The organism is Dactylosporangium aurantiacum, assembly GCF_000716715.1.
GTDB classification, from domain to species: Bacteria; Actinomycetota; Actinomycetes; order Mycobacteriales; family Micromonosporaceae; genus Dactylosporangium; species Dactylosporangium aurantiacum.
Genome location: NZ_JNYJ01000024.1, coordinates 86,639 through 111,400 on the forward strand (window position 1 = coordinate 86,639; position 24,762 = coordinate 111,400).

22 protein-coding genes and 1 pseudogene are annotated in these 24,762 nt (G+C 72.0%); 2 read left to right on the forward strand and 21 right to left on the reverse strand.

Annotated elements, in window-relative coordinates:
- Nucleotides 1-5: 5 nt before the first annotated feature.
- Complete coding sequence (locus OP18_RS26420; RefSeq protein ID WP_081971132.1) at nt 6-896, reverse strand: septum formation family protein; 891 nt, start codon at nt 894-896, stop codon at nt 6-8.
- A 35-nt stretch (nt 897-931) separates the two neighbouring features.
- Between OP18_RS26420 and OP18_RS26425 the strand changes: the two genes are divergently transcribed.
- Nucleotides 932-1,183, forward strand: a complete 252-nt coding sequence (locus tag OP18_RS26425) for a hypothetical protein (protein ID WP_033361735.1) — start codon at nt 932-934, stop codon at nt 1,181-1,183.
- A 164-nt stretch (nt 1,184-1,347) separates the two neighbouring features.
- Here the strand turns inward: OP18_RS26425 and OP18_RS26430 are convergent, their stop codons facing one another.
- The 13 genes and pseudogenes from OP18_RS26430 to OP18_RS62610 all read right to left on the reverse strand — a co-directional run.
- Nucleotides 1,348-2,079 (reverse strand): SDR family NAD(P)-dependent oxidoreductase, encoded by a 732-nt coding sequence (locus OP18_RS26430; protein ID WP_033361736.1) that lies wholly within the window; start codon nt 2,077-2,079, stop codon nt 1,348-1,350.
- A 20-nt stretch (nt 2,080-2,099) separates the two neighbouring features.
- Nucleotides 2,100-2,777 carry an NADPH-dependent F420 reductase gene (npdG, locus tag OP18_RS26435; protein ID WP_033361737.1) on the reverse strand — a complete coding sequence of 226 codons (678 nt, stop codon included), beginning with the start codon at nt 2,775-2,777 and terminating at the stop codon, nt 2,100-2,102.
- 85 nt (nt 2,778-2,862) lie between these two features.
- Nucleotides 2,863-3,177: a VOC family protein gene (locus OP18_RS26440; RefSeq protein WP_033361738.1), complete on the reverse strand. Its 315-nt coding sequence runs from the start codon at nt 3,175-3,177 to the stop codon at nt 2,863-2,865.
- Nucleotides 3,174-4,157, reverse strand: a complete 984-nt coding sequence (locus OP18_RS53055; RefSeq protein WP_052387351.1) for an LLM class flavin-dependent oxidoreductase — start codon at nt 4,155-4,157, stop codon at nt 3,174-3,176. Before OP18_RS53055 ends, OP18_RS26440 begins: the two co-directional genes overlap by 4 nt.
- Nucleotides 4,154-5,131, reverse strand: coding sequence for an enoyl-CoA hydratase/isomerase family protein (locus tag OP18_RS26450; RefSeq protein WP_033361739.1), 978 nt, complete (start codon nt 5,129-5,131; stop codon nt 4,154-4,156). Before OP18_RS26450 ends, OP18_RS53055 begins: the two co-directional genes overlap by 4 nt.
- 10 nt (nt 5,132-5,141) lie before the next feature.
- Complete coding sequence (locus OP18_RS26455; protein ID WP_052387352.1) at nt 5,142-6,131, reverse strand: LLM class flavin-dependent oxidoreductase; 990 nt, start codon at nt 6,129-6,131, stop codon at nt 5,142-5,144.
- Nucleotides 6,128-7,660 (reverse strand): class I adenylate-forming enzyme family protein, encoded by a 1,533-nt coding sequence (locus OP18_RS26460; RefSeq protein WP_052387353.1) that lies wholly within the window; start codon nt 7,658-7,660, stop codon nt 6,128-6,130. The genes OP18_RS26455 and OP18_RS26460 overlap by 4 nt, the downstream gene beginning before the upstream one ends.
- Nucleotides 7,657-8,649, reverse strand: coding sequence for an LLM class flavin-dependent oxidoreductase (locus OP18_RS26465; RefSeq protein ID WP_033361740.1), 993 nt, complete (start codon nt 8,647-8,649; stop codon nt 7,657-7,659). The genes OP18_RS26460 and OP18_RS26465 overlap by 4 nt, the downstream gene beginning before the upstream one ends.
- A complete protein-coding gene (locus OP18_RS53060; RefSeq protein WP_052387354.1) occupies nt 8,646-9,746 on the reverse strand; it encodes an LLM class flavin-dependent oxidoreductase in 1,101 nt (366 codons plus the stop codon). Before OP18_RS53060 ends, OP18_RS26465 begins: the two co-directional genes overlap by 4 nt.
- An 84-nt stretch (nt 9,747-9,830) precedes the next feature.
- Nucleotides 9,831-10,790 (reverse strand): acyl-CoA dehydrogenase family protein, encoded by a 960-nt coding sequence (locus OP18_RS26475; RefSeq protein ID WP_033361741.1) that lies wholly within the window; start codon nt 10,788-10,790, stop codon nt 9,831-9,833.
- A 12-nt stretch (nt 10,791-10,802) separates the two neighbouring features.
- Entirely contained in the window at nt 10,803-11,969 is a 1,167-nt protein-coding gene (locus OP18_RS26480; RefSeq protein WP_033361742.1) for an acyl-CoA dehydrogenase family protein, read from the reverse strand.
- Nucleotides 11,956-12,465, reverse strand: a complete 510-nt coding sequence (locus OP18_RS59810; protein WP_052387355.1) for an AMP-binding enzyme — start codon at nt 12,463-12,465, stop codon at nt 11,956-11,958. Before OP18_RS59810 ends, OP18_RS26480 begins: the two co-directional genes overlap by 14 nt.
- A gap of 127 nt (nt 12,466-12,592) precedes the next feature.
- Nucleotides 12,593-13,429, reverse strand: a pseudogene (locus OP18_RS62610) (AMP-binding protein); the annotation flags it as partial.
- A gap of 68 nt (nt 13,430-13,497) precedes the next feature.
- Here OP18_RS62610 and OP18_RS26490 point away from each other — a divergent pair.
- Nucleotides 13,498-14,499, forward strand: a complete 1,002-nt coding sequence (locus OP18_RS26490) for an MBL fold metallo-hydrolase (protein ID WP_081971134.1) — start codon at nt 13,498-13,500, stop codon at nt 14,497-14,499.
- Between the two features lie 118 nt (nt 14,500-14,617).
- Here the strand turns inward: OP18_RS26490 and OP18_RS26495 are convergent, their stop codons facing one another.
- The 7 genes from OP18_RS26495 to OP18_RS26525 all read right to left on the reverse strand — a co-directional run bounded on the left by OP18_RS26495 (nt 14,618) and on the right by OP18_RS26525 (nt 24,757).
- Nucleotides 14,618-17,245, reverse strand: coding sequence for a discoidin domain-containing protein (locus tag OP18_RS26495; RefSeq protein WP_033361744.1), 2,628 nt, complete (start codon nt 17,243-17,245; stop codon nt 14,618-14,620).
- 398 nt (nt 17,246-17,643) lie between these two features.
- On the reverse strand, nt 17,644-19,191 hold the full coding sequence (locus OP18_RS26500; protein WP_052387357.1) for a class I adenylate-forming enzyme family protein: 1,548 nt from the start codon (nt 19,189-19,191) through the stop codon (nt 17,644-17,646).
- A gap of 53 nt (nt 19,192-19,244) precedes the next feature.
- Entirely contained in the window at nt 19,245-20,765 is a 1,521-nt protein-coding gene (locus tag OP18_RS26505; RefSeq protein WP_052387358.1) for a class I adenylate-forming enzyme family protein, read from the reverse strand.
- Nucleotides 20,765-21,259, reverse strand: a complete 495-nt coding sequence (locus tag OP18_RS26510; RefSeq protein WP_033361745.1) for a VOC family protein — start codon at nt 21,257-21,259, stop codon at nt 20,765-20,767. Before OP18_RS26510 ends, OP18_RS26505 begins: the two co-directional genes overlap by 1 nt.
- Nucleotides 21,259-22,173, reverse strand: a complete 915-nt coding sequence (locus OP18_RS26515) for an SDR family NAD(P)-dependent oxidoreductase (RefSeq protein ID WP_033361746.1) — start codon at nt 22,171-22,173, stop codon at nt 21,259-21,261. Before OP18_RS26515 ends, OP18_RS26510 begins: the two co-directional genes overlap by 1 nt.
- Nucleotides 22,170-23,354 carry an acetyl-CoA acetyltransferase gene (locus OP18_RS26520; protein WP_033361747.1) on the reverse strand — a complete coding sequence of 395 codons (1,185 nt, stop codon included), beginning with the start codon at nt 23,352-23,354 and terminating at the stop codon, nt 22,170-22,172. Before OP18_RS26520 ends, OP18_RS26515 begins: the two co-directional genes overlap by 4 nt.
- Nucleotides 23,354-24,757, reverse strand: coding sequence for a zinc ribbon domain-containing protein (locus OP18_RS26525; protein ID WP_033361827.1), 1,404 nt, complete (start codon nt 24,755-24,757; stop codon nt 23,354-23,356). Before OP18_RS26525 ends, OP18_RS26520 begins: the two co-directional genes overlap by 1 nt.
- Nucleotides 24,758-24,762: the final 5 nt, after the last annotated feature.

Genomic DNA, 24,762 nt, shown 5'->3' on the forward strand with positions numbered 1-24,762 from the left:
GGCGGTCAGGGCTTGAGGGACTTCGCGATGGGCTGCTCGACGACGAGCACGCACCGGGCGCTGCGCTCGCCGGCGTCCCAGTTGTGGTCCGACACCCGCCACCACAGCAGCCCGATCCGCTGCCCGATCTGCGTGGCGAGGTTGGCGAAGGAGCGACCCGTATACCGGTCGACCAGCTGGGAGCACGCCCGGCGCAGGTGGTCGCCGGTGGCCTGGGCGGTGGGGGCACCGGCCGGCGCGCGCACGGTCCCGATGTACTCACCGTTGTGCGGCTGGTCGCAGGCGGCCGGCCGCATCCACAGCGGCGTCCGCTTCGGGTCGGTGTTGTACACGACCGTGCCGCAGGCCAGGCCGATCGGACGTGCGCCGCGCAGGCTGTCCTTGAGTGAACCGGTGCGGAACGACGACGCGTCGTTGATCTCGCGCCGCTCGACGAGGTCGCAGCGGAACGCCCGGACGCTAGCGTCCCACCTCGCTTCCGTCGGCAGCAACAGCAGCAGCGCCAGCCGGCCGTCGTGCCAGTCCGCGCCGAGGAAATCGGCCGCCTTCGCCTCGCACTCGGCGTACACGCGCTGCACCTCGGGGTCCGCGGGCGGCGTGTCACCGGGGAACGTGCCCACGTGGAACGTCTCGGTCAGGTGCCGCCCCGCGCAGTCCGCCACCGGCTGCAGCTCGTCCACGGTCAGCTCGTTGATCTTGTCGCCGTTGAACGTCGCGGTGTACGACGTCCAGCACTTGCCCACGGCCGGTTTGGCCGCGGCACCGGCAGCCGTCGACGGCGCCACCGACGCCGAGGGGCTCGCCGACGCGGCCGGCGCCGGATCCTTCGCCTGCTGACACCCCGCCAGCACCGCGCCACTCACCACGAAGACCGTCAACGCACCCGCGCGCCGCATCCGCGACTCCCCTCGTCGCGCTGGCCGCCGTCCTGGTGGGCGGGCTGCTCCTTCGACGCCCCCAGGCCGCCGGCGACACGCCCACCATCTGCTTCGACTACCGGCACATGCAGCCAGGCTTCCGCACGTCGCCCGAGCAGGCCACCCTGGACGCGGAGATCCTGAAGTCCTACGACGGCACGGGCGAACCGGCCGAAGCGGAAGCCGCCCGCCGCGCCTGGGCGGCTGCGTACGCCAACCGCATCCGCCCGCCGGCCGAGCGCGCAACCGACCGGGCCTGGACCTGAAGCCCTTCGACGCCAGGGACTCCGCCAGCGCCGGCCACCGGGCGCCGCCATGCGGGGCGATCCCGTCGAGGCGGAGGTCGCCCTGGAGAAACTGACCGGATCCTCCACCGTGCAACGGCCCAACCTGTCCACGATCGCCGAGGTCAGGACATCGGGGCGGCGGATCATCGGGGGGCCATCCGCAGGGCGCCGTCGAGGCGGATGACCTCGCCGTTGAGGTAGTCGTTGGCGATGATGGACAGGGCCAGGGCGGCGTACTCGGCGGGGGTGCCGAGGCGGGCCGGGAACGGCACGCCGGCGGCGAGGCCGGTGCGGTACTCCTCCGAGACGGTCTCCAGCATCGGGGTGAGCATGATCCCCGGGGCGATCGTCATGACCCGGATGCCGTGCTGGGCGAGGTCGCGGGCGGCCGGCAAGGTGAGCCCGACGATGCCGCCCTTCGAGGAGGAGTACGCGGCCTGCCCGACCTGGCCCTCGTACGCCGCGACCGACGCCGTGTTCACGATGACGCCCCGCTGACCGTGCCCGTCGGGTGCGGTGGCCGCGATGCGCTCCGCGGCCAGGGCCATGACGTTGAACGTGCCGATCAGGTTGACCTGGACGACCTTGGCGTACATGGCGAGGTCGTGCACGCCGGCACGGCCGAGGATCCGGGCGGACGGGGCGATGCCGGCGCAGTTGACCACCACCCGGAGCGGTGAGGGGCCCGCCGCCGCGACCGCGACGGCCTCACGGACGGCGTCGGGGTCGGTGACGTCGACCTGGATGCCGTCGAAGTCGGCGGCCAGGTCGAAGCCGTGCACGGTCGCTCCGGCCGCGGTGAGCGCGGCGGCCGTGGCGGCGCCGAGGCCGGATGCGGCGCCGGTGACGATGGCGGCGGTGTCGGTGAGGTCCACCGGGGCTCCTGTCGTGAGTGTCAGAGATCGGTGATGCGCAGGCCCGCATGGGCCTTGTACCGGCGGTTGACGGAGATGAGGTTGGCGGTGAGCGCCTCGACCTGGTGGGCGTTGCGCAGCCGGCCGCCGTAGACGCCGCGGACCCCGGGTATCGTCCCGGCCAGCTCCTGGACCAGGTCGGTCGCGGCCCGGTCGTCGCCGAGCACCAGCACGTCGGTGTCCACAGTGGACCGGTCGGGGTCGTCGAGGTGGACGGCCGAAACGTTGTGGAACGCGCCGACCACGGTCGAGGCGGTGAGGATCGCGGCGGCCTGCTGGGTGGCGGAGCCCTCCTCGACGGTCAGCGCGTAGGCGCCCTGTTGGTCGAAGCCGAGCGGGTTCACGCAGTCGACCACGATCTTCCCGGCGAGCGCCGGAGCCAACGCGGCAAGCAGCTCGGCGTGCCCGTCCCAGGGCACCGCCACCACCACGATGTCCCCCGCCGACGCGGCGTCCGCGTTGGAGGAGCCGCGGACCCGGCCGGGCAGGTCCGCGGCGGTGGCCGCGGCCCGTGCCGGGTCCCGGGAGCCGAGCACGACGTCCAGGCCGGCCGCGGCGAACCGCCGGGCCAGCCCCCGCCCCTGCGGTCCGGTCCCACCCAGCACGGCGACGGTCATCTGCGAGATGACCGGCCCTCCGCTTCGCTCCGCGCCGGTCATGACGTCACCTCCGCTGCGCTTCGGCGCCGCCCTGACCACCAGACTGTGCCCATGATGACCGGCCCTCCGCTTCGCTCCGCGCCGGTCATGGCAGCCGCTCGTACAGCACGACCGGGTTGCCGGCCGGGTCCGTCACCAGCACGCGCCGCTCGTGGGGTCCGGTCACCACGTCGTCGCCGGAGTGGCCCAGTGCGGCGAGGTCGTCGACCTGGATGCTGAGCACGGTCCGTCCGGGGACGGGTTGCTGCGAGGCGTCGGCGAGCCCGATGGTGACGGCGCCGTCGGTGACCGCGGCGTACCGGTCGCCGTCGCGGAACCGGGTCGCGAGCCCGAGCGCGGTGTAGAAGGCCAGCTGCGCGTCGAGCGCGTCGGCCGGGACGATGATGTGACCAATCTTCATGGGCGGAACCTCGGCATGACCTCGCGGGCGAAGCGTTCGACGATCTCGATGGAGCGGGCGATCGGCAGGCCGAGCCACTGCGCCCGGAAGACGAAGTGGTTGTAGCCGGCGTCGGCGAAGTCCCGGACCTTGGCGGCGATGTCGTCGGGAGAGCCGAAGAACAGCGCCTTGGACTTGATGCCTTCCCACTGGGTCTCGAAGTAGTCCATGCCGTACTGGACGTACTCGCCGTAGGAGCGGCGCACGGCGGTGCCGGCGATGTCGTAGGCGGCGTCGAAGGAGTCGGCGACGCACAGGTCCCGGTGGATCGGGAAGACCGCGCCGTCGTCGGAGAATCCCGCGGCGCGACGTTCGGCGCGGTAGTCGGCGAGGTTGCCGACGGCCCAGTTGCGGCGCACGTTGGACGGCGCGAGCCACGGCAGGCCCTGTCGCGCGATCCGGGCGATGCCGATCGGGCCGTTCGCCCCGACCCACACCGGCGGGTGCGGCCGCTGCACGGGCAGGACGCTGCACCGTACCCCGTCGAGCTGGAAGTGCTGGCCCTTGTGGGTGACGGGTTCGCCGGTCCACAGCTGGCGCATCACGTCCAGCGCCTCGTTCATCCGGGACACCCGGGTGCGTCGTTCGATGCCGAACGAGGCGAACTCGTCGTCGCGGTAGCCGGAGCCGATGCCGAGGACGAACCGGCCGCCGGACATCTGGTCGATGGTGGCGATCTCCTCCGCCCAGTGCACGGGGTGCCCGAGCGGCAGGATGAGGATGCCGGTGCCGAGCTGCATCGTGCCGGAGTGGTCGATGAGGCGGGACAGCAGCGGCAGCGGCTGCGGCGTGGACAGCGACGACAGGTAGTGGTGGATGCCGAAGACCGAGTCGTAGCCGAGGTCGCGGACGTGCTGGACGTACTCGACGATCTCGCCGGTGCGCCGGCGCAGGTCGTCGCCGGGCTCGTACTGGTGGTCCAGCAGGATGCCGAACTTCACGCGGGTTCCTCGTTGGAACGCGACTCGCTGAGCCGGAAGTACGGCGCGACCATCCGGTCCCGGTCCTCGAGGGCCTGCCGGATGCCCTTCTCGCGGCGCTCCTTGAGGAAGTTCCAGTCGCCCTCGTCGAAGCTGACGTTGGTGGCCCAGCCGTGCCCGACCCAGCCGGTCATCGCGCCGAGGCCCTTGCCGCGGGCCTCCATGACGACCTGCATCATCGACTTGCCCATCATCAGCGAGTCCAGCGGCATCACCGCGATCGCGTCGGCGTAGTCGTCGACCCAGCGCTGCAGGTCCTCGCGGGGCACGACCTTGGTGACGAGGCCCTTGCGCTCGCCCTCCTCGGCGCCGATGGCGCGCATGGTCAGCATGACGTCCTTCATCGTGGTCAGGCCGACCTTCTCGATCCAGTGGTACATGTCCTGCGGCGCCGGGCCGAGGTAGCGGAACGCCGGGTGGGTGAAGCGGGCGTCCGGGGCGGCGATGACGATGTCGGCCGACAGCGCGATCTGGAAGTGCCCGCCGTAGCAGTACCCCTGGACCTGGCAGATGGTGGCCTTCAGCGACTCGATGATGGGCCGGGTGAAGCCGGAGCTGAGCACGTTGCGGTCGGGCAAAATGCGCTGCCGTTGCGCCGGGCGGCGCCGCGACGCCTTGTCGGTGCCGGCCTTGTAGCCGATGTAGTGGCCGAGCTCGGCAGCGTCTGCGCCGGTACCGAAGTGCTCGCCCTCGCCCTTGAACACGATCACCTTGACCCGGTCGTCGGCCTCGGCCCCCCGGACCAGGTCGCCGACCCGCTCGAAGGCGGCGACCGGGATCGCGTTGAGCCGGTCCGGGCGGTCGAAGGTGATGGTGGCGACGCTGCGTGCCTCGTCGACGTCGTAGCGGACGTACTTGGCGAGGACCTCCGGGTCGACCTCCATGTTCTCGACGTCCCACTGGTTTTCCAGGAGCTCGGCTTCGGTCTTCTTCACAGCGGGTTCCTTACTGACGGAAGGCGGGGAACACTTCGGAGGCGAACAGTCGCAGGGAGGCACGGACCTGGTCGGTGGGCATGCCGAGCCAGCCGGGCCGGAAGATGAGGTGGTCGAAGCCCAGGTCGCGCAGCGCGCTGATGCGTTCGATGAGGAACTCGGGCGAGCCGAGCAGCAGGGTGTTGCGGACCAGCTCGTCGAAGCGGTCGCGCTGCCAGCGCAGCGCCGGGTACTCCGCGTAGGTGGAGTACTCGACCCGGGCGTGCGGCAGCGCCTCTTCGACGGCCCGTTCGGTGCTCGGCGCGCAGTACAGCTCGACGCCGACGGGTCGCGACACGCTGCCGGGGTCGCGGCCGTACTCGGCGAGGGCGTCGTTGTAGACGGCGAGGTGCTCGGGCAGGAACCGGCGGCTCGGGGAGTTGCCGGGCGCGTACCAGGCGTCGCCGAGCCGGGCGGCGCGGCGCACCGCCTTCTTGCCGCCGGCGCCGATCCAGATCGGCGGCCCGCCCGGGGTGAGCGGCCGGACGCCGATGGTGGCGTCGGTCTGCGGGTAGAACTCGCCGTCGGTGGTGACCGGCCCGCCGCCCCACAGGGCCCGGATGAGGCGCAGGCTCTCGTCCAGGCGGCGGAAGCGGGTCTCGGGGTCGATGCCGAACGCGGCGAACTCGTTGTCGCGGTAGCCGGCGCCGACGCCGAGGACGACCCGGCCGCCGGACAGGTGGTCGAGGGTGGCGAACTCCTCGGCGATGTGCACCGGGTGGAACATGGGCAGCAGCAGGATGCCGGTGCCGATGAGCATATCGCCGGAGCGCGGGATGAGGCTGGCCGTCATGGAGATCGGCTGCGGGGTGTTGAGGTTGGACTGGAAGTGGTTGATCGTCCAGACCGAGTCGTAGCCGAGCTCGGCGGCCAGCTCGACGGTGCCGAACAGGTCGCTGAGGTGCCGGCCGAGGTCCTCGCCGTGCCGGTACTGGTGCGACGCCATGATGCCGAACTTCATCCGTGCCCCTCTCCGGCGACCCGGCTGATCTTGCCGGTGCTGCTGCGTTCCAGGGCGGGCACGAACTCGATCCGCCGTGGGGTCTTGAAGTGCGCGAGCCGGTCCCGGGCGAACGCGACGATCCGGTCGGCGAGGTCGTCGTCGGCAACGGTGTCGTCGGCGGCGCGCACGACGAGCGCCACCGGGATCTCGCCGAGCCGGTCGTCGGGGCGGCCGAGCACCCGCACGTCCCGCACGAGCGGGTGCTCGCGCAGCTCGTCCTCGATCTCCTCGGGCCAGACCTGGAACCCACCGCATTTGATCATGTCCCGTTTGCGCCCGACGAGGAACAACACGCCGTCCTCGTCGACGTAGCCCATGTCGCCGGTGTGGACCCAGCCGTCGCGGACCAGCTCGCGGGACGCCTCGGCGTCGTCGACGTAGCCCTTGGTCAGCTCGGAGCGCACGACGACCTCGCCCTCGGCGCCGGTCGGCAGGGCCGTGCCGTCGCCGTCGCGGATCTCCAGCTCCACGCCGGGGTACACCCGGCCGGCGGAGCCGGGTTTCCACCGGCCGGCCTTCATGTCCCGGCCGGTCCAGCCGGCGATGTGCCCGGCCTCGGTCGAGCCGTAGTTGACCAGGATCGGCACCCGGTAGCGCTCCTCGAAGGCGCGCCGGACCGGCCACGAGATCGCCTGCCCGGCGACCAGGACGGACTTGACGCCGGCGAACGGCAGGTCGCGGTCGGCGTGCACGATGTCGAAGACCATGGTGGGCAGGAAGAAGAAGTTGTCGAAGGCGAACCGGTCCATCAGCTCGGCGAGCCGGTCGACGCCGAAGCGTTCCCAGACGACGGCGGGCCGGCCGACGAAGAACGCGAAGAGCAGCGAGTGCTGGCCGCCGCTGTGGAACAACGGCAGGGCGATGAGGTTGACCTTGGCATCGGTGGCGGCGGTGCCTTCGGCGTCGCTGCCGGTGGAGACGCGGGCGAGGCGTTGCAGGGAGGCCCGGGTGCCGCCGTGGGTGACGCTGACCGACTTCGGACGGCCGGTGGTGCCGCCGGTGGACAGGATGCAGGCCTCGGCGTCGTCAGCGACGTCCACGGCCGGCACGGCGACCTGCTGCCGCCAGGCCAGGTCCGGCACCCCGGCGACCGGCCCGCCGACGGCCCGCACGTCGGCGTCGACGCCGCCGGCGAGCAGGTCCGCGATGACGTCCGGGCGCCGGTCGTCCACGAGCAGCAGCCGTGGCGCGGTCTTGGCCAGGGACTCGGCGAGCTCGGCGGCGTTGTACAGGCTGCTGACGGTGACCGGGACGGCGCCGATCTTCCAGGCGCCGAACAGGAAGAACACGATCTCGGGGCCGTTGGTGAGGTAGCAGGCGACCCGGTCCCCCGCGCCGACGCCTTCGGCGCGCAGGGCGGTGGCGACGCCGCCGGCGAGCCGGTCGACCTCCTGGAACGTCCAGGACCGGCCGTCGTCGCCGTGCAGGGCCGGCACCTGCGGCCGGTCGGCGGCGCGTCCTTCGAGGATGCGGGCGAGGTTGGTCATCGCGGCGCCCCCTCGCTCACCCGCGGGATGATCTCGGCGCCGAAGCGGGCGAGCTGCTCCATGGCCTCGTCCTGGCCGGCGCCCACGAACTGGTGGCGCAGCGACACCTCGGTGATGCCGAGCTCGGTCTCCCAGCGGCGCAGCTTCGCCACGATCTCGTCCGCGGAGCCGACCAGGCAGTCCTCGGCGAGGTACCGGTCCACGTCGATGGCCTGGGCGTCGTCCCAGGACTTGTAGCCGGCGTACTGGCGTCGCAGGTGCGGCCGGACCGCAGCGGCGGCACCGGCGTAGCTGTCGCCGATGCAGGCCTCGCGGCTCATCGGGTACTCCCGTTCGGGGCTGTGGCCGTGTTCGGCGAGGACGTCGCGGTAGACACCGAGCAGGCGGGCGAGCTCGGCGTCGTCGCCCTTCGGGCCGATGAGCCAGGGGGTGTCGAGGCGGGCGGCGCGGCGCACGGCCGGTTCGGCGAACGCGCCGATCCACAGCGGCGGCCCGCCGGGCTGCACGGGGCGCAGGGCGAGGGAGGCGCCGGGGACCTCGCCCCAGCTGCCGTGCGCGTCGACGGTGGCGCCGCTCCACAGGGCGCGCAGCAGTGGGACGTAGTCGGTGAGGCGGCGCAGCCGGTCCTCCCACGCGACACCGAAGGCGGCGGTCTCGCGTTTGCGGTACCCGGCGCCGAGGCCGACGGTGAGCCGGCCGCGGGACAGCACGTCCAGCGTGGCGAGCTCCTCGGCGAGCGCGATCGGGTTGAGCAGCGGGGCGAGCAGGACGCCGAAGCCGATCCGGACCCGGCTGGTGGCCTGGGCGAGGTAGCCGGCGAGCGGGACCGGCTGGACGAACGCGGACCTGGCCAGGTAGTGGTGGCCGAGGTACACGGCGTGGAACCCGGCGGCCTCGGCCACGGCCGCCTGGGCGAGCACGTCGTCGATCCCGGCGGTGGCGGGGACCGACGGGTCGAACTGGGCGCTCAGGAAGCAGCTGATCCTCACCCGACGACCGCCGCGGCCTGGTCCTGGGTCTGGGAACGGGTCTGGGTCTGGGTCTGGGCGCGGAAGTGCGGGATCACCTTGGTGGCGAACTCCTCCATGGAACGCAGCGCTGCGGTGCGCTCCAGCGTCGGGATTCGCAGCCAGCCGATGTAGTGGTTGATCCCGAGCTGCTCGCGCAGCATCTCGATGGTGTCGATGACCTGCTGCGCGGAGCCGAAGTTGCCGCCGTGGGTCAGCGTCTGCTCCAGGGTCAGCAGCTCGATGTTCTTGGCGACGGCCGCGTAGTAGGCGCGTTCCTTCTCGATGGCCTCCTCGGAGCCGGGGATGACCTTGCCGACCGACTTGTAGTACTGCATCGCGGCCTGCGCGGCCTGGCGCAGCCCCGCCTCGCCCTCACCGCACCAGACCTGCTGCATGAACGGCAGGTCGTAGGTGGTGATGTCGAAGCCATTGTCGCGCATGGCCTGCTGGTACAGGCTGAAGTTCTTCTGCATGATGCCCAGCGGGGTGAAGTTGGGCGAGGTGATGATGGACTCGCCGACGGCGCCGCGCTCGCGGAAGCTGTCCGGCGAGACGGTGCCCTGCAGGATCGGTGGCCCGCCCGGGGTGAACGGCCGCGGGTAGGTGGTGATGTTGTCGTAGTGGAAGATCTCGCCGTGGTAGGAGAAGTTCTCCTGTGACAGGGCGAGCCGCAGGATCTCCAGGGTCTCCTGGTAGCGCTGCTTCGACTCCTCCAGCGGCACGCCGAAGCCGGCGAACTCCGACGGCTGGTAGCCGCGGCCGACGCCGATGGAGACCCGGCCGCCGCTGAGCACGTCGAGCGCGGCGATGTCCTCGGCCAGGCGCAGCGGGTGGTGCAGCGGCAGGACGAGCACGGCGGTGCCGATCGTGATGCGCTTGGTCCGCTCCGCGACGGCCATGCCGAAGTTGATCGGGCTGCCGAGGATGCCGTACTTGGAGAAGTGGTGCTCGGCCAGCCAGATCGAGTCGAAGCCGAGGTCGTCGGCCAGCTGGATCTCGTCGAGCGTCTCCCGGAGCACCTGGTGGTCCGAGGTGCCCTCGTTCACCGGGAACAGGTTCATGATGCCGAACTTCACGATCTCTCCTCGTTTATTCCGACCAGCCGGTATGTTACTGCCATCGTGCTTGGAGAAGCAAGATGACGCAGGCCAGCGCCTATCTCAGGACGATGCCGAACGCGCCTGCACCCGCAGGGCGCCGACGCGGCGGCGGTGTGCGGCGCCGGAGCCGAGCACCGCGTCGAGCACCAGCGCGCGGCGCAGGAACAAATGCGGGTCCGCCTCCATGGTGATGCCCATGCCGCCGTGCACCTGGATGCAGCGTTCGGCGGCGAACACCGCCGCCCGGCCCGCCGCGGCCTTGGCGGCGTGCACCTGCAGCTGCGCGTCGGGCCGGTCGTTGTCGACCGCCCATCCGGCGTACAACGTCAGGTCCCAGGCGGCCTTGCGGGCCGTGGCCGCCTCGGCGAGCTGGAACGCGACGCCCTGGTAGGAACCGATGACCCGGCCGAACTGCTCGCGGGTGCGGGCCTGCTCGGCGGCCAGGTCGATGGCGCCCTGGGCGACCCCGCACAGCTCGGCGGCGACGACCAGGACGGCCCGCCACGGCCCGGTGCCGGCCGGGGTGAGCGCCTCCGGTGCGGCGAGGGTGACGTCGGACAGCGGCACCGACGGGTCGAGGGACTGCCGCGCGACGACCGCCTCGGCGACGGCGATGCCCACCCCGTCGGGCCGGTGCACCGCGAGGCCGTCCGCCTGCGCCGCGAACCGTACCAGGGCATCCATCGCCGGCGTGAGCACCCGCTCCCCCGACAGGACGTCCTCGGGCAGCGGTGCCGCGCTGAGCAGCTGCACCGCGGCGGCGTGCGCCGGGAACCGGCTCGGCACCAGGTGCTCGCCGAGCACCTCGACGGCGACGAGCAGGTCGATGAGGTCCGAACCGATGCCGCCGGCCCGCTCCGGCACCCCGAGCAGGCCGAAGTCGCGCAGCAGCGGGCCGTCGCACGCCGGGGCCCGCCAGCCGTCGTCGAGAGCGGTGCGGGCGGTGACCCCCTCCCCCTCGACGAGGGACCGGACGGTCTTGGCGATCTCCAGCTGTTCCTGGGTGAATGTCGCGCGCATGCCGGGCTCCGCTCAGCGTGAACGGGGCAGGTGCAGGACCCGCTCCGCCAGGATCGACTTCTGGACTTCCTCGGTGCCGCCCTCGATGGTGTGCGCGCGGGCGCGCAGGTAGCGGCGCATCCGGGCGGCGGCGCCCGGACCGTCCAGCAGCACCCCGCCACCGTCGTCGAGCTGCACCGCGAGCCGGTTGGCCTGCTGCACGACGCCGGCCCACAGGCTCTTGAGCGCCGAGGTCTCCGGCCCCGGCACCCCGCCGGCCCGGGCCTCGCCGAGCATCCGCATCGAGCCGATCCTGACCGCCTCGGCGTCGCACTGCAGCTGGCCGACCGTGTCCAGGAACGCGGTGTCACCGCCACCGTCGCCGTCGACGACACCGCGCTCCAGGGCGACGTCGATGACCCGGTCGACGGCCTGCCGGGCCCACACCCACAGGTTCAGCGCCATGCTGCCGCGTTCGAACGCGAGGGTGGTGAGCGCGACCTTCCAGCCGTTGCCCACCCCGCCGAGCACGTCCTCGTCCGGCACGAACACGTCGTCGAGGAACATCTCGTTGAACTCGGTGTCCCCGTTGATCATCACCAGGGAGCGCACGGTGAACCGGTCCATCGGGGCGAGCAGGTAGCTGATGCCCTGATGTTTTGGTGCGGCGGCGTCGGTACGGGCCAGCAGCAGGCACTTGGAGGCGTTGTGCGCGTTGGACGTCCAGATCTTCGAGCCGTTGACGAGCCAGCCACCGTCCACCTTCGTCGCGGCGGTGCGCAGGCTCGCCAGGTCCGACCCGGAGCCGGGCTCGCTGAAGCCCTGGCACCAGTACTCGTCGCCGCGCAGGATGCCGGGCAGGTGCCGGGCCTGCTGCTCGCGGGTGCCGTGGGCGATGATGGTCGGCCCGGCCAGCATCATGCCGACGCCGTTGAGCGGGTACGGAGCGCCGCGGACGGCCGCCTCCTCGTTGAAGATCGCCTGGGCGAAGGAGTCCAGGCCGCGGCCGCCGTGCTCGGCCGGCCACGACAGCCCGGCCCAGTTGCCGGCGCACAGCCGGTCCTGCCAGACCCGGGACCAGTGCTCGCGCTGTTCCTGGCTCAGGTCCTCCTGGTCGGGCACGTCCCGCAGCGCCTCGTCGAGCCAGTCGCGCACCTCCCGCCGGAACGCCAGGTCGGTGTCGCTGTCATCGAAGTCCATGGGCGCTGACCTCGCCTTCCCGCTTGAGCCGCGTCTTGTACAGCTTGCCGTTGGGGTCGCGCGGCAGCGCCTCGTGCAGCACGTAGGAGACCGGGCGCTTGGGTTTCGCCAACCGGGTCTCCAGGTGCGCGCGCAGCGCCGCGACGACCGTGTCGCGCCCGGGCGCACCGTCGCGCAGCGCCAGGTGGGCCTGCGGGACCTCGCCGAACTCGGGGTCGGGCGCGCCGATGACGGCGGCGTCGGCGACCCACTCGTGGGTGAGCAGCGCCGCCTCGATCTCGGCCGGGTAGACGTTGACCCCACCGACCAGGATCAGCTCGGCGGCCCGGCCGGTGATGTACAGGAAGCCGTCCTCGTCGACGTGCCCGACGTCCCACACCGTCATGAGGCCGTCGCGGCGGGCGCCGTCGGTCTTGCCCGGGTCGTTGTGGTACTCGACCCGGTCCTCGCCCTGGCGCATGTACACGATGCCGGTCTGCCCGACGGGGACCTCCATGCCCCGCTCGTCGAGGATCTTCAGGGTGGAGATCGAGGCGGGCCGGCCGACGGTGCCGGGGCTCGTAGACCACCGGGCCGAACCAGTCGAGGATCCGCTGCTTCACCTCGCGCGGGCACGGTGCCGCGCCGTGCAGCACGTAGGCCAGCGAGGAGACGTCGTAGCTGTCGCGCACCTCGGGGGGCAGCTGCAGCAGGCGGTAGAAGTGGGTCGGGACCATGCTGGTGCCGGTGACCCGCTGGTCCTGGACGCGGCGCAGGAACCCTTCCGGGGTCCAGCCGTCCATCAGCACCAGGGTGCCGCCGGCGTGCAGGGCGCCCATCGCCGGGGTGATGTTCGCGGAGTGGTAGAGCGGCGCGGACACCAGCCACGACGCGAACGCGGCGCGCTGCATCCCGAACTCGTTGAACAGCCAGATGTAGGTGCGCGCGCCGGTGTCCGCGTCGATGCCGCTGAGCGGGCGCTTCACCCCTTTGGAGCGGCCGGTGGTGCCGGAGGTGTACATCATCAGCGAGCCGGCCGGGGTGTCCTGCGGGCTGGTGTCCGGCATGCCGTCGGTGAGCTCGGTGAGGTCCTTGCCGTCGACGTACACGGGGACCCCGGCCGGGGCGGCGGCCTTGACCACGTCCTCGACCCGCGCCGAGCAGACGACGACCCGGGCGCCGCTGTCGCCGAGGATGTAGGCGACCTCGGGCTCGGTCAGGTGGTAGTTGAGGGTTACCAGGTACAGCCCGGACTGCATCGCCGCGAGGTAGAGCGCGACCATGCCGGGGCTGTTGGTCATCACGGCCGCGACGGTGTCGCCGACCTGCAGCCCCAGGCGGGTGCGCAGCGCGTGTGAGATCCGGTTGACCTCGGCGAACAGCGCACCGTAGGAGATCTGCCGGTCGTCGGCCGTCACGATCGCGCACAAGTCCGGTTCGGCGGCTGCCCACCGCCGGAAACCGGTCCGGTCCTCGGTCATCGGACTCCTTGAGCTAAATTCCGACCATCCGGTATGTTGTGGCCCAACAGTAAGGGAGCTCCCCCGCGATGTCCATACCCGTGAGCGAGGCGCACGCCGCCAGCTACCGCGCCCGTGAGGTCCCGGCCGCTGCCCAGGTCGTCGACGGTGTGTGGGCCGTCCCCGTCCCCCTGCACGGCAGCGCGCTGCGCGCCGTCACCGTGTTCCTGATCGAGACCCGGGCCGGGCTCGTCCTCGTCGACGCCGGATACGACCACCCGTCGTGCTGGGCGTCATTCCGGCGGTCCCTGACCGCGATCGGGCACCGCGTCGAGGCGATCAGTACCGTCCTCATCACCCACAACCACCCCGACCACGTCGGCTTCGCCGACCAGGTCCGCACCGTGTCCGGCGCCCGGGTGCTGATGGGCGCCGCCGACGACTTCGCCGCGATGCACCGGGTCCGCGGCGCCTTCCTCGACCAGCTCGGCACCGCGCTGGACCTCACCGGCGCGCCGCGCGACGTCGTCGACGGCATGTACGCCGACGCGGTGAAGGTCGCCGAGCACCACGAGCGGCTCCAGCTGGACGCCGCACTGCCGGCCGGTGACACCGGGCTCGACTTCGGCGACGTGACGATCCGCGCCGTGCACACCCCGGGCCACACGTACGGGCACACCGTCTACTACGACACCCGCGGGGTGGTCTTCACCGGCGACACGATGATGGCCGAGGGCCCGACCCAACTCGCCATCGTCAGCCGCCCCGGCGACGACCCCGCCGGGGACCTGTTGCGCTCCCTGGACCGCATCCGGGACCTCGGCGCCACCATCGCCTGCCCGGCCCACCAGTACCCGTACCGCGACGTCGCCGGCCGCGCCGAGGAGCTCACGGCCTTCCATCAGGCCGAGGTCGACCGGGTCCGAACCCTCGCCGGCCCCGGCGACACCGCCTGGGACGTGGCCCGCCGCATGCCGTGGAAGAAGCCGTGGGACGAGCTCGGCCGCGGCACCCGCCGCTTCTCCCTCATCCACACCCTGGCCCTGCTCCGGGCCTCCGGGCAGGGCGGGGCCGGCGCCCGCCTCCCGTGACTGGTGACCGAACCAGCGCCGCCGGATGGCGCACACGCCGGGGCACGGCCGAACGGCCACCGGTGCGGGTCGCACCGGTGGCCGCCTGGTTCACGTCAGTGTCGCGTCGGGGTTGGGGTCAGGGGTAGGTCACGACCTGGCGCGGAGTGGTGTTGCCGGCGGGGTTGGGGACGGCACCGCCGGTGTCGTTCACGACGTTGGCGATGGTGCCGACGTCGCCGAGGGACACGGTGATGACGCTGTGGAGCCGGACCCCGGTCCGGTTGGGCACCTCAAAGCCCCGGTCCACACGGACGGCGGGGTTGACGTTGAAGTAGCAGTACACGCCGCCGCCCCACAGTTCGTGGTCGGTGACGCTGTCGGCGACCTTGTAGGCGGCGTAACCGTTGCCCCGGGGGCCGATCCAGGCTGCCTGGTTGGGCACGTCGTACGGCTTCTCGTTCTGGAAGAAGATCGTCTTGCCGCGGTTGCCGTTCCAGATCACCTCATACTTCTGGTAGTGCTCGACGAACAGGCCGGTGGCCAGGACGTCGTCGCCGTTCACGAGGAGACCGGTGTCGCCGGTGTTCACCGTCCAGCCGGTCGGCGCGCCACCATGGTCGGCCCGCCAGGCCCAGATGTGGTCGATGATCGTGTCGTCGCTGTGCACGGCAAGGGTGGTGGTGGCCTTGCCCTGGACGCTGCTGCCGATGCGGAAGAACACGTCCTGGATGCTGATCGGGTTTGCCGCGTGGTCGGTGTGCGCACCGGCCGTGCCGACGGTCATCAGCGTGGGGCTGTTGGTCGTGCCGGCGTCGAAGGTCAGGCCGCTGACCTTGACCCCGTTGACGTCGGCGATGTTCAGGGCCTCGACGCCACCGACCGGGATGAGGGTCGGGTAGCCGATGCCGGTGACGACCGTGTCGGCCCGGGTGACCCGGATCGTCTGGTCGAGGGAGTAGGTGCCCGGGGTGAAGAACAGGTTCAGGCCCTGGGCGAGGGCGGAGTTGATCCGGGCGGCGCTGTCACCGGGCTTGGCGACGTAGAAGTTGCGCATCGGGATCGAGGTGCCGGGGGTGTTCGGCCAGGTGGCACCCGCGGAGTTGCGCCGGATGGACGGCACGAAGACGCGGTACAGGCCGGCGCCGTCGACGTACAGGTACGGCTTCTCCCGGGTGACCGGGGTGGTGGCGAGGGTGGTGTGCGGCGGGTTCGGGAACGCGTTGGGCGGGGCGCCCTGCACGCCGGAGTAGACCATGTTCCACACGCCGCCGTCCCAGCGGGCGATCCGGCTGTCCCGGCTGTACCACTGCTGCTGCGACCCGGAGGTCACGTAGCCGTCGACGACGGAGTCGGCGAGGTAGCCGCCGCTGGAGTAGCCCTGCCCGCCGTCCTGGTTGGACGGTGCCAGGCTCAGGTTGCCCTTGATGTGGATACGCCGCATCGGGGCGGCCTGGGAGACGGCCCACCGGTTGATCCCGCCCTCGGGCACGATCGACAGGTTCTCCATGCTGCGCCAGAAGTTCTGGGTGGCGTTGAGCTCGTCGCCGTAGTTCCACCCGGAGTCGACGTTGACCGCGCCGTTGATCGTCACGTCGTCGGGGTTCAGGCCGAGACCGGCGACCGTGGTGTAGAAACCGACGTTGGCCCAGACCCGCCCGTACGTGCCGGGCTTGAACAGGAACACGTGGCGCTGCGTGCCGAACTGCGCGGTGGGGCTGCGCAGCTGCGCGTTGAACGCCGCGTCGACCGCGGACTGGATGGTCGCCGCCGGGGTGGACTGGTCGAAGATCCGCACGTTCGGGCCGAAGTCCGGCGTGTCGGAGGTCGGGAGCGTCGGGGTGCTGGAGGACGTCGAGGGCGACGGCGAGGTCGGGTTCGACGGGCCGGAACCGGTGAACACCTGGAACTCCCACAGCGAGTAGCCATAGATGGTGGCCCGGGCAGCGCCGTTCATGCGCACGTAGCGGCCGGCGGTCGCGGTGACCACGGGGTTCTGCACGCCACCGGTGCCGGCGGTCGTGCTGTAGATGTTCGTCCAGCTGGTGCCGTTGGTGGACACCTGGATCTGGTACGCCGTCGCGTACGCGGCCTCCCAGTTCAACCGGACACCGCAGACGGTCACGGTGCTGCCCAGGTCGACCTGGAGCCACTGCGGGTCGGCGGCGGCGCTGGACCAGCGGGTGCCGGTGTTGCCGTCGACCGCCGCGGAGGCGGGCGTGCCGGCGTTCTCCGTCGACGACGCGGTCGCGGTCTTGCCTTGGGCGGCGTTGGTGGTGCCGCAGGTACCCGGGGTGTCGGGGGTGCCGCCGAAGACCTGGAACTCCCACAGCGAGACACCCCACTGGGTCGCCTTCGCGGTCGCGTTGACGCGTACGTAGCGGCCGGTGCCGGTGACCGGCAGGCTCTGCTGGCCGCCGGTGCTGGTCGTGGTGGAGTAGACGTTCGTCCACGTGCTGCCGTCGGCGGAGGTCTGGATCTGGAAGGCGGTGGCGTACGCACCCTCCCAGTTGAGTGCGACCCGGGTGATCGACTGGGCGGAGCCGAGATCGACCTGGATCCACTGCGGGACGCTGAAGGTGCTCGACCAGCGGGTGCCGGTGTTGCCATCGGTCGCGCTGCTGGCGGGGGTGCCGGCGTTCTCCGTCGACGAGGCGGTCGTCGGCCGGCCCTGCGACAGCAGGGTCTCGGCCGCGTCGGCGCGGGTCGTGACCACGACGATGTACGTCACCAGCATGGCCGCCACCGCGGTCACGATGGCGGCCATGCGCAGGGTGCGCCGGCTCGTCAATGATCCGGATGAACGTCTATGGCCGGGGCGGGGTTCCGACCATTCCATAGGGACTCCTTCGTGAAGCTGGGGTGTCGGCGGTGTTTCACGGGTGTGAGAGAGCGCTCTCGCAGACGCCACTGTGACGCTTCCTTGGAGAGGAGTCAATGCTTCGCGAGGAACGACTGTCCTCTGAGCACCACTGAACTACGCGCAGGCCAGGCCAGCGTGACGAAACGCTGATCAACAATGTCCGCCGATTGCCGACCTCTGGGAGCGCTCTCTGAAGCGCTTCGGCACGGCCGGAAGTATCCGGGCCCGACTGCGGTGGCGAGCGCTGGCAGACCCGGAATCTCCGCCTGCCACCGGCGCGTTGCCGCGGGAGCCGAGCTCTGTCAGTCGTGCGGAAGCGGCTCGTAGGTCCAGTCGGGGCGCAACATGGGGCGCTGGTCGCGGAGGGTGCGTTTCAGTACCTTGCCGGACGGGTTGGTCGGGAGCTCGTCGACGAGGTAGAGCGCCTTCGGCACCTTGAACCTGCCGAGCCGCTGCCGAGCGTGTTCGATGAGCGACTCCGCGGTGAGGCCGGGCCGGCCGATGACGAACGCGACCGGGACCTCCTGCCACTTCGGGTGCGGCGCACCGACCACCGACGCGGCGAGGACGAGGGGATGGTCGGCCAGCACGTTCTCGATCTCGGCGCTGGACATGTTCTCCCCGCCGCTGCGGATCATGTCCTTGAGCCGGTCCCGGATGTACAGGTAACCGTCGGCGTCGAAACAGCCGACGTCGCCGGTGTGGAACCAGCCGCCGCGGAACGCGTGCGCGGTGGCGGCCGGGTCGTCCAGGTAGCCCGGGCTGACCTTCGGGCCCCGGGCGACGACCTCGCCGTCCTCCCCGACAGGCACGTCGTTGTCGTCGGCGTCCACGACCCTGACCTGGACCCATGGCACCGGGATCCCGACGGAGCCCTGCTTGGACGCCATGTGGGCATGGTCGAGGTACGTCAGGCCGCTGCAGGTCTCGGTGAGGCCGTAGCCCTCGATCAGCCGGGCGTTCGGGAACAGCTCCCGGGCCACCGCGAACAGCGCTGAGGTCACCTGCGAGTAGATGAGCCAGCGCACCGAGCCGAGGTCCGCGTCGGTGCCGGTCTCGCGGCGGACCATGTCGAGCATCGTGGCCGCCATGACCATGCCGGTGATGCGTTCGGCCTCGATCGCGCGTTTGACCGCGGCCGGCTCGAAGCGGCGCTGCAGCACCATGCACCCGCCGACGTGCCAGATGCCGTACCCCGGCAGGTCGGTGCCGCCGACGTGGTACAGCGGCGCGAAGTTGAGGATCCGGTCGGTCGGGCGCAGGCCCAGCTCGACGATCTGGGCGTGCATGTTCATGTTCACGTTGCCGTGGGTGAGCATGACGCCCTTGGGCAGGCTGGTCGTGCCGGAGGTGTACACGATGCGCTGCAGCGCGTCGTCGGGCAGGTCGGCGTCGGCGACCCGGGCACCGCGGTGCGTCTCGACGAGCGCCCGCAGGTCGCTCCACCCGTCGATCGGCTCCAGCGCGAACCTGCGCACCTGGGGCAGGCCGGCGACTGCGGCGGTGGTCAGCTCGGCGAACTCCGGCACGGTCGCCACCGCCTGCACCCGGGCGTGGCCGAGCAGCTGGGCGAGCTCACCGGCGGTGAGCCGGTAGTTGAGCGGGACGAAGACGGCGCCGAGCTTCGACAGCGCGAGGGACAGGATGAGGAACTCGGGCACGTTGTTCGCGACGATCGCGACCCGGCTCCCCCGCTGGATGCCCTCGGCGCCGAGGCCGGCGGCGAGGGCGTTGACGTCGGCGTCGAGCTGCCGGTGCGTCCACCGCCGGCCCTCGAAGACGAGCGCGTCGGCGTCGCCGAACCGCAGCGCGTTGCCGCCCAGCATCGCGGCGATGTTCGCGGTGCCCACGCCGCCACCTCCGCTGCGCCGCGGTCCGCTCATGCCGTCACCTGCGCTGCCGCTCATGGCTGCCGCAGCTCGCGCTTGAGGACCTTGCCGGAGTCGTTGCGCGGCAGAGCCTTCACCACGTCGACGTACTTCGGCACCTTGAAACGGGCCAGGTGCAGCCGGCAGTGCGCGCGGATGTCCTCGCCGGTGGCCGTCGCGCCGTCGCGGAGGATGACGAACGCCTTCGGCACCTCGTCCCACTGCGGGTCGGGGACGCCGATGACGGCGACCTCGGCGACGTCCGGGTGCTGGGCGACGACCCGCTCGATCTCGGCGCCGGCGACGTTCTCGCCGCCGGACTTGATGAGGTCGGTGCGCCGGTCGACGAACCACAGGTAGCCGTCCTCGTCGAGGCGGCCGACGTCGCCGGTGAGGAACCACCCGTCGCGGCGGGTGCGCTTGTTGGCTTCCTCGTCATTCCAGTACCCGGGCGAGATCTTCTCCCCACGGATGATGATCTCACCGTCGGTGCCGGGCGGGACCGGCCGGAAGTGCTCGTCGACGATCCTGATGTGCACACCGGGGAACGGGGCGCCGAGCGCGCCTATCTTGCTGTCCTCGTGGGCGGCGTCCATGTAGCACACCCCGTTGCACAGTTCGGTCATCCCGAACGTGTCGATGAGCCGCACGTGCGGCAACCGCCGTTTCACGTCGCGCCGCACGGTGGGCGCGACCCCGGCGAACAGCAGGTACCGCAGCGCCGACAGGTCCGGCGGCTGCGGCAGGTCCAGCAGGTCGAGCAGGCCGAACAGGATCTGCGCGGCGAGGACCATGCCGGTGACGCGTTCCCGCGCCGCGATGCGGGCGATGTCCTCGGCCTTGAACGTGGGCGTGAGCACCATCGTCGCGCCCGCGGTGAAGACCGCCAGGCCGGGTGCCTCCAGGCCGCTGACGTGGAACAGCGGCGCGGAGACCAGGATCCGGTCGTGCTGGGTCAGCTCCAGCTCGAGGACCTGGGCGAGGTGGTTGGCGGTGAGGTTGCCGCAGGTGTGGATGACGCCCTTCGGGTGTGCGGTGGTGCCGGAGGTGTACAGCAGCCGGTGGATGTCGCCGGGCGCCTTCTGCGCGTCGGGGACCCGGACCCCGGCCGGCTGCCGGTCGAGCAGCCCGGCGAGGAGCTGCGCGCCGGGGACCGCCTGGCCGCCGTTGGCGACCGCGACCCGGATCCCGGTGGCGGCGACCAGGTCGGCGGCGGTGCCGGCGAAGTCGTCGTCGTAGAGCAGACCGGTGATCCCGGCCTGCTCTACGACGTAGGTCTGCTCGCTGGTGTGCAGCCGCCAGTTCAGCGGCACCGAGATCGCGCCGATGCGGGCGATGGCGAGCAGCTCGATGACGTAGGTGGCGGTGTTGCGCCCGAGCACCGCGACGAGGTCGGCGGGGGTGATACCGGCGTCGAGCAGGGCCGCGGCGTGCCGGTCGACGTCGGCGTCGAGCTGGGCGTAGGTCCAGCGGTCGGCGCCGTCGACGAGCGCCTCCCGGTCCGCGCGGCGCAGCGCCTGCAGCCGCAGCGTCTCGGCGAAGTTGCTGGCGCCCATCAGCTGCCGTTCCCGCTCCGGTACGCCAGGATCTCCTCCCGGCTGGGCAGCGACACGAACTCCAGCAGGTTGCCGTCGAGGTCGCGGGCCGCGAACGCGGTGATGTACCCGTAGTTCTCCAGCAGCACCCGGTTGGGCTCGCCGAGGCATTCGGCGCCGAGCTCGGTCATCCGCCGGTGCAGCTCGCCGATCTCCTCGACGGGCACCTCGAAGCTGAGCAGGAACGTGCCGAGCTCGAGGTGGCCGGCGGTGGCGGTGCGGGTCTTGGTGCCGTTCCACTCGATGAGCTCGAGCTGCCCGATCTTGCTCGGGCCCTGCATGTACTGGACCCGGCCGGTGGTCCCGGCCGGCAGCCCGAGCGACACCTCGATCCCGGGGCCGCCGACGTCGGTGCGCAGGGTCCTGCGGTAGCCGAGGGCCCGCTCATAGAAGTCGGCGGCCCGGTCCACGTCGGACACGGTCATGGCCACGTGGTGCACTTCGCTGACCGGCATCAGTCACTCACTTTCCGACTCAGGACCTTCTGGATCAGTTCGACCTCGTCGGCGCCGCTGTCCGGGACGATGAAGTCGTCGAGGGAGCAGATCTCGTCGAGCGCGCCGAGGATGTCGTCGGGCGAGGCGGGGTCGGGGCCGCCGTACCAGCCCGGGGTGACCCCCAGGAAGATCCGGCCGACCCGGCCGCCGCCGACGGTGAGGATGTGCCGGTTGAGGGTGCACTGCTCCGAGGCGAGGAACGTGCCGACCGCGGCGACGTGCCGCGGGTCGAACCGGTCGGCGAGGTCGCCGAGCAGGCCGTCGGTCATCCGGGTCGCGGCGGTCGGGGCGATCGTGTTGACCAGGATGCCGCGGCGGGCGCCTTCCAGGGACAGCACCTGCATCAGCCCGGCGAGGCCGGCCTTCGCGGCGCCGTAGTTGGACTGGCCGAAGTTGCCGAGCAGCCCCGACGACGAGCTGGTGAGCACGACCCGGCCGTACCCGTGCGCGGCCATGACCGGCCAGGCGGGGCGCAGCACGTTGAACGCGCCGGTGAGGTGCACGTCCAGGACGGCCCGCACGTCGTCGTCGGTGAGCTTCGCCAGCGTCCGGTCGCGCAGGATGCCGGCGTTGTGGATGACGGCGTCGACCGTGCCGTACGCCTCGACCGCGGTCCGGACCAGGGCCGCCCCACCCTCCGCTGTCGCCACGGAGTCCGTGGACGCGGTCGCGGTGCCGCCCGCCGCGCGGATTTCCGCGACGACCTGGTCCGCCGCGCCGCCGGTGCCCGTGCCGTCGACCGCGCCACCGAGGTCGTTGACGACGACGGAGGCGCCGTGCTCGGCGAGGGACAGGGCGTGCGCCCGGCCGATGCCGTTGCCCGCGCCGGTCACGATGACGACCCGGCCGTCCAGCCTGACCCGGGCGCTCATCGCTCGCTGCCCAGGACGGCGACGAACGCGACGCAGGAGCCCGGCTGGCCGCCGAGGTTCTGCGCGACGGCGAGCCTCGCGTCCGGCACCTGCCGGTCACCGGCCTCACCGCGCAGCTGGGTGAAGCACTCGAACATCATCCGCAGCCCGGTCGCGCCGATCGGGTGGCCGAAGGACTTCAGGCCGCCGTCGGTGTTGACCGGCAGCGCCCCGCCGAGGTCGTAGCGGCCGTCGAGCAGGTCCCGCCACGCCTTGCCGCGCTCGGAGAACCCGAGGTCCTCCATGAGCACCACCTCCGTCGGGGTGAAGCAGTCGTGGACCTCCGCCAGGGAGATCTGCGTGGCCGGGTCGGTGACGCCCGCCTGCTCGTACGCCTGCCGGGCCGCGGCGACGACCTCCGGGAAGCTGGTGAAGTCGTAGCCGTCGGACGCCAGGCCCGCACCGGAGCCGGCGACGAAGCTCATCCCCTTCAGGTAGACGGGTTTGTCGGTGTACCGGTGGGCGTCCTCGGCCCGCACGATGATGGCGGCGGCGGCACCGTCGGACACCCCGGAGCAGTCCATGACGCCGAGCGGCCCGGCGATACGCGGGGAGCGTTCCACGGTCTCGGCGGTGACGGCCTTGCGGAACTGGGCGCGGTTGTTGAGGGCCCCGTTCGCGTGGTTCTTCATCGCGACCTTCGTCAGGGCGCTGCGCATGTCGCGGGCGTCGACGCCGTACGCCTCCTGGTAGGCCGGGGCCAGCAGGGAGAAACCGGCGGGGGCGGTCCAGTCGACGTCGGTGCCGTCTGCGGGCGGGTACACCGCGGACAGCCCGGAGTAGGAGGAGTCCTTGAGCTTCTCCACGCCGGTCGCCATGACCATGTCGTAGGCGCCGGACGCGACCGCGAACACGGCGTTGCGGAACGCCTCGGAGCCGGTGGCGCAGTAGTTCTCGACCCGGGTGACGGGTTTGCCGGTCAGCCGCAGCGGCCGGGCCAGGGTCTGCCCGGACATGCCGGAGCCCTGGGTGCCGACCCAGAACGCGTCGACGTCGTCGAGGGTGACCGACGGCAGCGACCCGACGCACTCCTGGACGGCGTCGACGAGCAGGTCGTCGGCGGAGGCGTGCCAGTGGTCGCGGAACGGGGTGCATCCCATCGCGACGATCGCGACGTCGTGGGTGGTGCGCCTGCTGCCCATCAGTGCGTTCCTTCCGGGGTCTGGGGCTGAGTCACAGCCGGGCGGAGCTTCCAGAAGTAGTTGTGGATCGCGTCGGTGGTCCACAGCCGGCGGAACGTCGGTGTCATCGGCATGCCGACGGTGACGTCGCCGGGCGGGACGTCGGTGGCGTAGGCGCTGAGCCGGCCGCCGCCGTCGACGTCGGCGATGACGACGGCGACCTCCGGCTCCGGCATCGTGGTCAGGTGGTCGCGGGTCACGGACACGACCCGGGCGGTCCGGTCGCGCAGCGACACCTTCGCCTCGCCCGCCCCGGCGATGCCACAGGCGGCGCAGACCCGGCTCGGCGGGGTGGTGACCCGGCCGCACGCGCCGCACTGGCTGCCTTCGAGGCGGTACTTCCAGCCGGCCCGGCGGTGCATCGGCGGTGCCGCCGGTGCGGGCGCCGCGGGGCGGGCCGGGCCCTGCACGTCCAGCAGCCCGCGCCAGCGCAGGTACCGGCCGTAGCCGAGGCGCTGCCGGGCGGCCAGCTGGTCGCGCACCGACGGGCCGCGGCGGGCCGCGCGGATCGCGTCGCCGGCGCGGAACACGAACGCGTCGGCGCCCTCGGTCGCGGACACCAGCAGGATCGTCTGCCCCGGCTCGGCGTCGTCGAGGGCGGCGGCGAGCAGCAGCCCGGGGTGGGCGGCGCCGGTGAAGCCGGTGGCCCGTTCCAGGGCGGCGTCCTGCTGCGAGGGCACCGTGCCGCGCAGCGCCCGGCGCAGCGCGGCCGCCGCCCGCGGGTTGGACGACGACACCACGACGTGGTCGACGGCGTCCGCGGACGCGTCGGCGAGGGCGCGGCGGGCCGCGTCGAGGCCGGCGGCGGCGAGGATTTCGGCGGTGAACCGCTCGTCCCAGACCCGGTCGTGGCGTTCGCCGGGCAGCCGCCACCGCTCCAGGATCTCGGTGGTGTGCCCGGCCCGTCCCAGCAGTGCCGCGGCCCGTGCGCCGCCACCGGCGAACGCGGCGGCGGCGTCGCCCTGGCCGAGCTCGTCGGGGGCGCCGGGGCGGGTGGTGCGCACGTCGGCCGCGGCGGCGAGGGCACCGGCGCGCAGCACCAGGTCCAGGGCGGTCGCCCCGGAGCGGTGCCCGCGCAGGTCGGCGGCGCTGACGCCGGGGTCCAGGCCGAGGGCCTCGTGCACGATCCCGGCGGCCGTCTTCGCCTCGTAGGGCGCGGTCGTCGTGGCCAGCAGCAGCGGCCCCTGGGCGGCGCCGAGGTGCCGCAGCGCCTCGACGGCCATCGTGACGACGTCCTCGTCGTAGCCGGCGACGCTGCGGGCCGGGCCCGTCGACGCGGGCGGGCCGGCGGGGTCGAGCCGGTTGTCGGTGAGCACGTAGGCGGGCAGGTAGGCCGCGTACGCGTCGATACCCTGGTCAGGCAAGGAGA